The 9388-nt window shown below is 73.5% G+C and carries 9 protein-coding genes; 4 read left to right on the plus strand and 5 right to left on the minus strand.

The window, feature by feature from the left end; all coding sequences use genetic code 11:
* Window positions 1–1322, minus strand: a 1322-nt coding sequence (locus tag Q1K57_RS01870) for a protein kinase (protein WP_366525318.1), incomplete at its 3' end; no start/stop codon positions are given.
* Between the two features lie 141 nt (window positions 1323–1463).
* Here Q1K57_RS01870 and Q1K57_RS01875 point away from each other — a divergent pair.
* Entirely contained in the window at window positions 1464–2198 is a 735-nt protein-coding gene (locus Q1K57_RS01875; protein WP_300078379.1) for a thiamine phosphate synthase, read from the plus strand.
* An 18-nt stretch (window positions 2199–2216) separates the two neighbouring features.
* Here the strand turns inward: Q1K57_RS01875 and Q1K57_RS01880 are convergent, their stop codons facing one another.
* The gene (locus Q1K57_RS01880) at window positions 2217–3332 is read right to left on the minus strand and encodes a polyprenyl synthetase family protein (protein ID WP_300078382.1); all 1116 of its coding nucleotides are present in this window, start codon (window positions 3330–3332) and stop codon (window positions 2217–2219) included.
* A gap of 51 nt (window positions 3333–3383) precedes the next feature.
* Here Q1K57_RS01880 and Q1K57_RS01885 point away from each other — a divergent pair, with 51 nt between their 5' ends.
* Window positions 3384–4271, plus strand: a complete 888-nt coding sequence (locus Q1K57_RS01885) for a methylenetetrahydrofolate reductase (RefSeq protein ID WP_300078384.1) — start codon at window positions 3384–3386, stop codon at window positions 4269–4271.
* A gap of 97 nt (window positions 4272–4368) precedes the next feature.
* On the opposite strand, the gene Q1K57_RS01890 is transcribed toward Q1K57_RS01885, so the two are convergent.
* The 3 genes from Q1K57_RS01890 to Q1K57_RS01900 are packed head-to-tail and all read right to left on the minus strand — an operon-like array spanning window position 4369 to window position 8238.
* The gene (locus tag Q1K57_RS01890; protein ID WP_300078386.1) at window positions 4369–6618 is read right to left on the minus strand and encodes a UvrD-helicase domain-containing protein; all 2250 of its coding nucleotides are present in this window, start codon (window positions 6616–6618) and stop codon (window positions 4369–4371) included.
* A gap of 59 nt (window positions 6619–6677) precedes the next feature.
* Window positions 6678–7640 carry a hypothetical protein gene (locus tag Q1K57_RS01895; protein WP_300078388.1) on the minus strand — a complete coding sequence of 321 codons (963 nt, stop codon included), beginning with the start codon at window positions 7638–7640 and terminating at the stop codon, window positions 6678–6680.
* Between the two features lies 1 nt (window position 7641).
* Window positions 7642–8238: a DUF4126 domain-containing protein gene (locus Q1K57_RS01900; RefSeq protein WP_300078390.1), complete on the minus strand. Its 597-nt coding sequence runs from the start codon at window positions 8236–8238 to the stop codon at window positions 7642–7644.
* Between the two features lie 104 nt (window positions 8239–8342).
* On the opposite strand from Q1K57_RS01900, the gene Q1K57_RS01905 reads away from it, so the two are divergent.
* Together Q1K57_RS01905 and Q1K57_RS01910 are read left to right on the plus strand one after the other, a co-directional pair.
* Entirely contained in the window at window positions 8343–8543 is a 201-nt protein-coding gene (locus Q1K57_RS01905; protein WP_300078393.1) for a hypothetical protein, read from the plus strand.
* Between the two features lie 32 nt (window positions 8544–8575).
* On the plus strand, window positions 8576–9388 hold an 813-nt coding region (locus Q1K57_RS01910), incomplete at its 3' end, for a hypothetical protein (RefSeq protein WP_300078395.1).

A 9388-nucleotide genomic window follows, 5' to 3' on the forward strand; every position in this document is an offset into this window, starting at 1 on the left:
TCGCGCTCGAACACCACGCCGACCCCGCTCGCCTGCGCGGCGAGCTGGGCGTCCGTCTGGGTGAGGAGGGCCAGCGCTGGGGCGGTCGTCCAGCGGCCCTCGAGGAGATACCAGCCACCCCAGCCGGCGCCGCCGAGCACCGCGATCGCGAGGATCGCCGCCACCAGCCGACCCAACCGGAAGCGGCGGCGGACGGGGGCCTCGGCGTCCGGGGGGAGCGTCGGCAGCGACCGCGTGTGCGGCGACTGCGGCGAGTAGGGGACGGGGCCCGTGCTGTAGAACAGCGCCCCGTCGGCCGACACGTCGAACGTGGGCGAGACGGGCGTGACCGGGGTGAACCGGCGCTCGACGGACGCCCCCCGCGGCGGCACCACCGTGGTCGTCTCCTCGGCGGGCAGCGTGGTGGCGCGCATGCGCGCGGTGAGAGCGGGGTCGTCCTCGACGCCGGCGACGAGCGCGTTGCGAGCGTCGCGCAGGTGGGCGAGGAGGACGCCCCCGTCCAGCGGCCGGCTCGGCCGGTCGCGGTTGGCGGCGGTCGTGACGAGAGCGTCCACGTACGGCGGCAGGCTGCGCGAGCCGCGCCAGGACGTCGACAACTCCGCCGACGGTGGCGGCACCTGGTTGTGGACGTGGCTGTAGGCGACCTGGATCGGCTCGTCGCCGCTGTGCGGCTTGCGGCCCGTCAGCATCTCGTAGAGCACGATGCCGAGCGAGTAGACGTCGGAGCGTGCATCCGCGCGACCCTTCGTGACCAACTCGGGCGCGATGTAGCTGACCGTGCCCATGACGAGGCCCGTCGTCGCCGCGTGCGAGTTGGCCGTGATCGCGCGGGCGAGGCCGAAGTCGGCCACCTTCACCTCGCCGCGGTCGGAGATGAGGACGTTCTCGGGCTTCACGTCCCGGTGGATGATGCCCGCCGCGTGCGCCGCCGCCAGCGCGGACGCCACCGGCTCGAGCAAGTCGAGGGCCCGCTGGGGGTCCATGGGGGACTCGCGTGTGATCAGGTTGCGCAGCGTGCAGCCCTTCACGTACTCCATCACGATGTAAGGCCGGCCGTCGTCGACGCCCTGGTCGAAGACGCTGACCACGTGCGGGTGCGACAGGTGGGCCGCGGCACGCGCCTCGGCGTCGAAGCGGGCGGCGAAGTCGTCGGCGTCGCCGAGGCCGTCGTTCATGATCTTGATCGCGACCTCGCGGGAGAGCCGCAGATCCTGGGCGAGGTAGACGGTCGCCATGCCGCCGCGCGCCAGCTTCCCGACGACCTCGTAGCGGTCGTCGAGCACGTGGCCGATGAGGCCACCGCGGTTGCGCTCGCTCGTCAACACGGAACTCCAGGCACGGGTCGGGGAAGGAAGTGGCGCGTGCCCGCCCAAGCGTGAGTGTAGGCGGACGCGGCGCCCGCCCCGGAGAGGACCCGCCGGTGAGTCCCGTTGCCGAGCGGGGGCGTGTGAGATGCTGGCGCCGTGACCGCACTGATGGGAATCGCCACCCGGCTCAAGCTGGCCCGCCTGTTCTACATCGCGCCCAGCGCGCGCGTGGTCGCCGAGCTGGCCCAGCCCGTCTTCGCCGGTGGCGCCGACATCATCGCTGTCGGCGAGGATCCCGCCGAGCCGATCGCCGCCGAGGCGGCCGAGGCGGCGCTCGAGGGCATCCTGGAGGCCGCCCGCACCACCCAAGGTCTCTCCGGCTACTTCGGACGCCCCGTCTCGGCCGCCCGTCTGTCGCCCGATCTGGCCGTGCTGGTCGACCCCGAGGCCAACACCGAACGCGCCCACAAGCTGCTCGGCGAGTGGACCGTCATCGGCCGCGAGTGCCACGACACCGACGAGGTGGACGCTGCCCTGGCCGATCCTGCCGTCGACTTCCTCCTGGTCGGCCCCGGCCTGGAACTGGTGCGGTACGCCGCGTCCGTCGCGCCGGCGCACGAGGTGGACTCCAAGCCCTGGTTCGCCGTGCGGGGCGTCAGCCCGCGGACGATCGACGCCGTCGTCCGCGCGGGCGCGATGCGGGTGGCCGTCGGCGCCGCCATCACGAACGCCGACGATCCGGGAGCAGTCGCGCGCGTCCTGAAGGACCATCTGCGCGCGGCCTGGAACGGCGACGAGCGGATGGAGGCCGTGACGATGTCCGCCTTCGGCACCCGGCCGAAGCTGTCCTTCAAGCCCTTCGACGCCGGCGACGGCGACATCGAGCTCTGAGCCGGAGCGGCTCCGGCGTCAGTAGCTGCGGCGCACCGCCCGGTGCGCCAGGGCGGCGAGACCGTCGCGGGCGGGCTCCGCGATCGGGGCGGCGTCCAGGGCACTGAGCGCAGCGGCGAACTCGCGGTCGATGTGCGCCTCGACGGCCTCCAGCGCTCCCGAGTCCGTGATGAGGGCGCGCGCCCGGGCGGCACCTGCGGCGTCCAGCCGGGGGTTGCCGAAGAGGGTGGCGAGCTCGGCGGCGCCGCGCTCGTCGGCACGGGCGAAGGCCTCGATCGCCAGGAGGGTGAGCTTGCCCTCGCGGAGGTCCTCGGCGGAGGTCTTGCCGGTGAGTGCCGCGTCGCCGAAGACGCCGAGGACGTCGTCGCGGTATTGGAAGGCCCGGCCGAGCGGCTGGCCGACGGCGGTGAGGGCGTCCTGGGCGGCGTCGTCGGCGCCGGCGAGCGTCGCGCCGAGCAGTAACGGCCGCCGGACCGTGTACGACGCCGACTTCCATGTGACCACGGTGGACACGAGCCGGGCGAGGTCGTCACGCCCGGCTGCAGTGCGGGCCGCCGGGTGCGGGTGGCGGGACTGGGCGAGGACGTCGAGGTACTGACCGGCCGTCACCTCGGTGCGCATCGCCTCCAGGTGCGGGCGGGCGCGACCTCGGGAGACGGCGTCCAGACCGGCGGTTCGGAACATCTCCTCGCTCCACATGAGGAGCAGGTCGCCGAGCAGGATCGCGCCCGCCCGGCCGAAGGCGTCGGCGTCACCGCGGGCCGCGCGGTCGGTGTGGTCGGCGGCGAACTGGAGGTGGGCGGCGGGCACGCCGCGGCGGGAGTCGGAGGCGTCCATGACGTCGTCGTGGACGAGGGCCGACACATGCAGCAGATCCAGGGACGCCGCAGCGCGCACGACCGCCTCGGGAAGGGCGAGCTCGCCGTGGGCGGCCGCATACCCCCAGGCACAGAACGCCGGCCGGAGGCGCTTGCCGCCGGCGGTGAACACGCGGGCACGCTCGACCAGAGGCGCCAGCAACGGGTCGATCGCCGCGAGCGCCCGCGCCTGGGTGTCGAGGAAGCCGCTGAGGGCGTCCGACACAGCCTCGGTGAAGGCGTCGGCGAGGGGGGCGGCGGGATCCAGCGTGACCACGGGGTGAGCCTAGCCGCACGCCGCCCGCGCGGCTGGCCTAGGGTGGCGCGCATGCCTGCGACCCGCCTCGTCGACCGCCTGCGCGAGACCGGACGCCCCACGTTCAGCTTCGAGTTCTTCCCGCCCGGCGACGATGCCGGCGTCCAGCAACTGATCGGCACCGTGGACGCGCTCGGCCCGCTGCGGCCCGACTGGGTGTCGGTCACGTACGGGGCGACGGGCGCGGCCCGCTACAAGACGTTCTCGGCCGTCGGGGCCATTCGCGGCCAGACCGATGCGCGCACCATGGGGCACCTGACGATCGCCGGCCAGTCGACCGACGAGGTGCGCCGGGCCTTGGCGTCGTACGAGCGGCTCGGCGTCACGCACATCCTGGCGCTGCGCGGCGACCCGGTCGGCGGAGGCACGTTCACGCCGCACCCAGCGGGGTTGGCGAACGCCACCGCGTTGGTGCGGCTGGCCAAGTCGGTGGGGGACTTCACAGTGGGGGTGGCGGCGTTCCCCGACGGGCACCCGGAGGGGTCGCTCGACCTCGACGCCCGCCTCCTGCTGGAGAAGGAGGAGGCCGGGGCCGAGTTCGCCGTGACGCAGCTGTTCTTCTCCGTGGACGCCTACGTGTCGCTCGTCGAGCGCTTCCGGGCCCTCGGTGGGACCATGCCGATCGTCGCGGGCATCATGCCCGTCACCGTGCCCAGCCAGATCGAGCGGTTCGCCCACCTCTCCGGGGCGCGGATGCCGGCGGAAGTGGAGGCGTCCCTCCTCGCGGTCGCCGACGACCGGGTGCGGTTCCGCGAGGTCGGCATCGACCTCATGACGCGTCTCGCCGACGACGTTCTGGCCGCGGGTGCGCCCGGGTTGCAGTTCTTCACGCTGAACCGGTCCAAGGCGACCGCGGAGATCCTCGGACGCCTCCGGGAGCTCCCCGTCCGCAGCGCCTGATCCCCGCTTGGGCGCGAAGACGCCGGTGGGTCAGCCGGACGCCGCCCAGGCGTAGAACCGCCGGGTGTGTGCGGGGCGTGCGTGCGCCCAAGCGGCGTCAGTGGCGGTTCTCCCCGAGCGCGGACGCGCCGAGCGGGGCCCGCCAGGCACCGGGCTCGTCGATGTCGAACGTGACCAGCCGTTGCGTCGCCCGCGTGAGCGCCACGTAGAGCACCCGGACGCCGCCCGGACTCTCCGCGACGATGCGGTCCGGGTCGACCACGATCACCCCGTCGTACTCGAGGCCCTTGGCCTCCAGCGGCGTCACGTACAGCACCCGGTCGAGGTTCGCCGGGTTCATGCGCGTCGACAGCCGGGTCGCGAGCTCGGACTGCACCCAGCCCAGCTCCGACGGCGGGGCGATGATGCCCACGGTGCCGCCGACCGCATCGGTGAGCGCGTCCACGGCGTCCGCGAGGTCGGCGAGCAGCGCCGAGCGTGTCGTCACCCGCAACTCCGGCTCGACGCCGGTCGATCGCACCGCGCTCGGCAGATCGGCGTTCGGGTAGTGCGCCTTCACCACGCGGGACGCCAGCGCGAAGACCTCCGCAGGGGACCGGTAGTTCACCGACAGCCGGAACTCGCGGTGGGGCGCCGACCCGATCAGGTCGCGCACGGCCCTGCCCACCTCGTCGAGATCGGGCCAGGAGCTCTGCGCCAGGTCGCCCACGATCGTCCACGACGCTTGCGCCCCCCGGCGCCGCAGCATCCGCCACTGCATGGGCGTGATGTCCTGGCTCTCGTCGACGAGCAGGTGGGCGTACGTCTCGTGGGCGTCCTCCGTCAGCAGATCGGACGCCTTGGGTCCCGTCGTGTCGGTGGTGACGAGTTCCGACACGTCCGACCCCTCCAGCAGGAACAGGGTCGGATCGATGTCCTCTGCGACCGGCACCGGCCCCAGCATCGCGGCCAGTTCGTCGAGCAGCGCCATGTCGGCCACGGTCAGCGCCCCGCCCGGCGCGTAGCTCGCGGCGATCAGGTCGGCCTCGTCGGCGTCCAGCAGGCCGTCGGCGACGCGCGCCAGGACGCGCGGTTCGCCGAGGCGCCGCAGCACCTCGACCGGACCGAGCGCCGGCCACCACGCGTTCATGAACATCTGGAAGGCGGCCGAGGACGTGATGAGCTCCTCGACGACCTCCGCCTCCAGGTCGACGTCCTCGGGCATCTGCGCCGCCAGCGCGGCCGTCAGCGCCCGCTCGGCGGCGTCGCGCGCGAGGTTCACCTTCTGGTGAGCCAGCACCCCAGCGCGCAGGCGGTTCAGGTGCGCCTCGCCCAGCTTGAGCACGTTGCCTTTCACGGTGACCCGCACCTCGAGCCCGCCCGCGCCCACGTCGACGAGGGGCAGGTTGACGAGGTTCCGCAGCACCGGCACCATCCGCAGGCTGCCCTTCACGAACGCCGTCGGCGCGTCGTCGACCACGTCGGAGCCCAGCCCACCCAAGACGTCGGACGCCACCGCGCCGACGGCCCGCAACGTCACCGAGTCCTCGCCCAGGCTCGGCAGGACGCGTTCGATGTAGTTCATGAACAGCGGCCCCGGGCCCACGACGAGGATCCCGCCGCGCTCGAACCGCCGCCGGTTCGAGTACAACAGATAGGCCGCCCGGTGCAGCGCCACCACGGTCTTCCCCGTGCCCGGGCCGCCGGCGATGATCGTCACGCCGGCGTGCTCGGCGCGGATGGCCTCGTCCTGCTCGGCCTGGATGGTCGCCACGATGTCGCGCATGCGTGTCCCGCGCGCCCGCGACAGCGACGCCATGAGCGCGCCCTCGCCGATGATCGGTAGACCGTCGCGGTTGGCGTCCGTGTCGAGCAGGTCATCCTCGATCCCGATGACCTGGTCGTTGCGGCAGCGCAGGACGCGCCGCCGGACGACGTCCATCGGGTTCGTAGGCGTGGCCCGGTAGAACGGCTCGGCGGCCCGCGCGCGCCAGTCGATGACGAGGGGCTCGTACTCCTCGTCGCGGACGCCGATGCGCCCGATGTAGCGGGTCTCGCGGTCGTGTCCGTTGGCAGGGGCGTCCGGGTCGGAACCGTCGAGATCGAGCCGGCCGAACACGAGGCCTTCGTGCTCGGCGTCGAGCGTGGCGAGCCGGCGGGCGGCCTGGAAGGCGAACGCGTCCCGTTCGAACAGGGCTGTGCCGTCTTCCTCGCGCATCCACGTCTGGCGGTCGGAGGTGTAGATCTCGCGGCCCGACCGCGCCACGGTGCGGGCGGACTGAGTTGCGGCGTCGAGCCGCGCGTACACGGCGTCGACGTGCGCCTGCTCGGTCGCCAGCTCGCGGGCGAGCAGCTCTGCGTCGTTCAAGGATCGTCCCCGTTGCGTTAGCCCAGAAAAAGACCAAGACGGTCATTCTATCGCCGCCGTCAATGGCCCCGATTCCGGTTCGTCGGGCGGATGTCTTCGCCCGTCAGCGCCTCGTGCGCCGCATAGGTGGCCAGTGCGCCGCTCAGCAGTTGCGCCCACGGTTCGGCGCCGCCCGCCGAGGACGCCGACGCTGCGAACCGGCGCGGCTCGCCCGCCACCCGAATGCCAGGGCGGGCGAGCAGCTGGTCCACGAACGTGTCGCCGCGGCGCAGCCGTCGCGGTGAGTGCCAGACGAGCCCGGGATCGCGGGTGTCCACCTGGGCGTCGGCGTCCGGCTCGGTGTCGGCGACCGGGACGCCGCGGGCGTCCAGCCGGTCGAGGAGCACGTCCACGAGCCGGGCCGCCGACGCGGCGGCACCCGCGGCGTCCACCAGGCGCCAGCGGCCGAACGTGCGCCGCACGCTCAGCCGCGAGACGAGCCAGGCCGGGGCATCGGCGGGGGCGAGTCCGAGATCGGCGGCCAGTGCCCTCACGCGGGCGGCGAGCACCGGGTGGGGCAGACGCGCGGCGACGTGGGCGAGGCTGCGGCGCCCGTCCAGCAGGCCGGCGCGGACGCCTTGGGCGACCGCCCCGGGGGTCAGTTCGGCCTCGAGGCCCAGCGGACGCAGCGCCTGCCACACGTCGTCGGCGGCGTCCACGAGGTCGCGCCAGGCGGACGCCGCGGGCTCGCCCAGCGCGGCGACGTCGTGGCGCCACCAGGCTCCGCGGTCGGCGGGCGTGCCGGGATCGGGCGCCAGGGTGAGCCCGTGCAGGCCGAGCGCTCCCGCGGCCGGCCGGCCCGACTTGGTGAACAGGTCGCGCCACGGAGCGGGGAAGTCGATCGGGTCGCGCAGCTGGGCGCGCAGGAGATCGGGCCAAGCGGCGTCCGGCTCGACGAGGGTGACCGTGTGGCCGACCCGTGCCAGCCGGACCGCCGCCGCCACCCCCGCGAACGTGCCCCCGAGGACGCTGACGCGCGCCACGTCAGGCGGGCGCGGGCGAGTCGCGGCGGCGCCATCGCTGGAACGCGAGCCAGCCGCGCCGGATGCGGTGCACCAGGAATGCCAGCACGATCAACCCGAGCACGAGCAAGATGCCGGCCACGACCGCCGCCGCCACGGGTGCGAGGGCGATGAGCGTGGCCATACCCGTCACCGTCACATCGCCCGCCGACGACGCCGCCACGTTCGTGAACGGCTCGGGCGAGGTGTTCACCGCCAGGCGGATACCCGACTTCGTCAGGTGACTGACCAGCGCCGTGATGCCGCCCACCGAGGCGAGCGTGATGATGGCCAGGTCACCGTTGGCGCCCGCGTACAGTGCGCCGATCGCGGCGCCGGCGATGGGCCGGATGACCGTCGAGATCGCGTCCCACGTCGAGTCGATGTAGGGGATCTTGTCGGCCACCAACTCGATCGCGCACAGGATGCCGACCACGACGAGCACGTCGGTGCGCTCGAAACCGGCGGGAATGCCCTCGATGCCCGAGAACCGCCCGATGAGGCCGAGGACGAGCACGGTCGCCCACGCGTTGATGCCGCTGGCCCACCCTGAGGCGAACGCGGCAGGAAGCATCTCCATGGCGGCAGGGTACTGAACGGCACCGACATTCCCGGCGCACCCGTTTGCCCAGCCGTCACCCTGCGTTCGCCCGTTCGTCGGCCGGATGCGGCTGACTAGGGCTCATGGGTAATGCGCTGGAGTTCATCAAGGGTGTCGACAAGCTGCACGCCTTCTACACAGAGAACGTGCGCATGCTCGCGCACGCCTACGACCTCAGCGACGAGGAGGCGGCCCGCGTCCTGGAGACCTACGATTTCCGCAACGTCGCCCGCTCCATCCTGCGCCCGCCTCGCGTCGACCTCATGGGGCCACTCGAGGACTGATGTCGGATTTCACCGTCCGGTAGTCTGTCGCCGTGCGTAACCCCCACCCCCGCACGCTGGTGCTCGCGGCAGTCTCGGCGCTGTCGCTGACGGCTTGCGCCCTCGTCCCACCGGCCGGCACCGGCGCTGCGCCGCCCGGACCGCCCGCACCGCCCGAGCCCTTGCCCACCCTCGCCGCGACCCCCACGGCTTCGGACACCACCTCCGCCACCCCTGCGCCGCCGGCCCTGCCACAGGGCTGGTCCACCGGGCGGGACGCCGCCGTCGACCCCGCCCGGACCATCAGCCTCACGTGGCCCGTCGTTGCGGACGCCGCGGGTCTCACCGCGGCGATCCGGGGATGGCTGGGTGAGCGGCGGACGGCGTTCGAGGCCGGGTTCGCGCCCAACGAGGACGCTCCACCGACGCTGGCCTCCTCGTGGGAGGCGACCCTGGACTCCCGGGGAGGCGTGGTGGGCGTCCGCGAGAACGCGGACGTGTTCGACGGGGCCACGCAGACCGTCACTGCGGTGGTGTTCCACTTCGACCGCGCCACCGGCACCACCTGGCGCGGCCGGGACCTCGTCGCGGCCGGGCAGGAGAAGCCGTTCGCCGAGGCGGTCGTGGCCGCGCGCCAGGCGGGCGGCACCGACGTCCTGGCCGATCTCGCCCGCGAGGAGGACCTGCAGGACCGCCTCCGCGACGCGCTGACGTTCGACGCGGCGGGCAACCTCGTCGTCGCGCTGCGCCCGACGGAACTCCTCACCTATTGCGGCGACGCGACGGAGGCCGTCGTCCCCGCCGCCACCGCTGATGCGTTCCTCACCGACGCCGGCCGCACCGTCAAGGCGGCCTACCTGGCCGCC

It is taken from the genome of Propioniciclava sp., from assembly GCF_029977985.1.
Lineage (GTDB): Bacteria > Actinomycetota > Actinomycetes > Propionibacteriales > Propionibacteriaceae > Propioniciclava.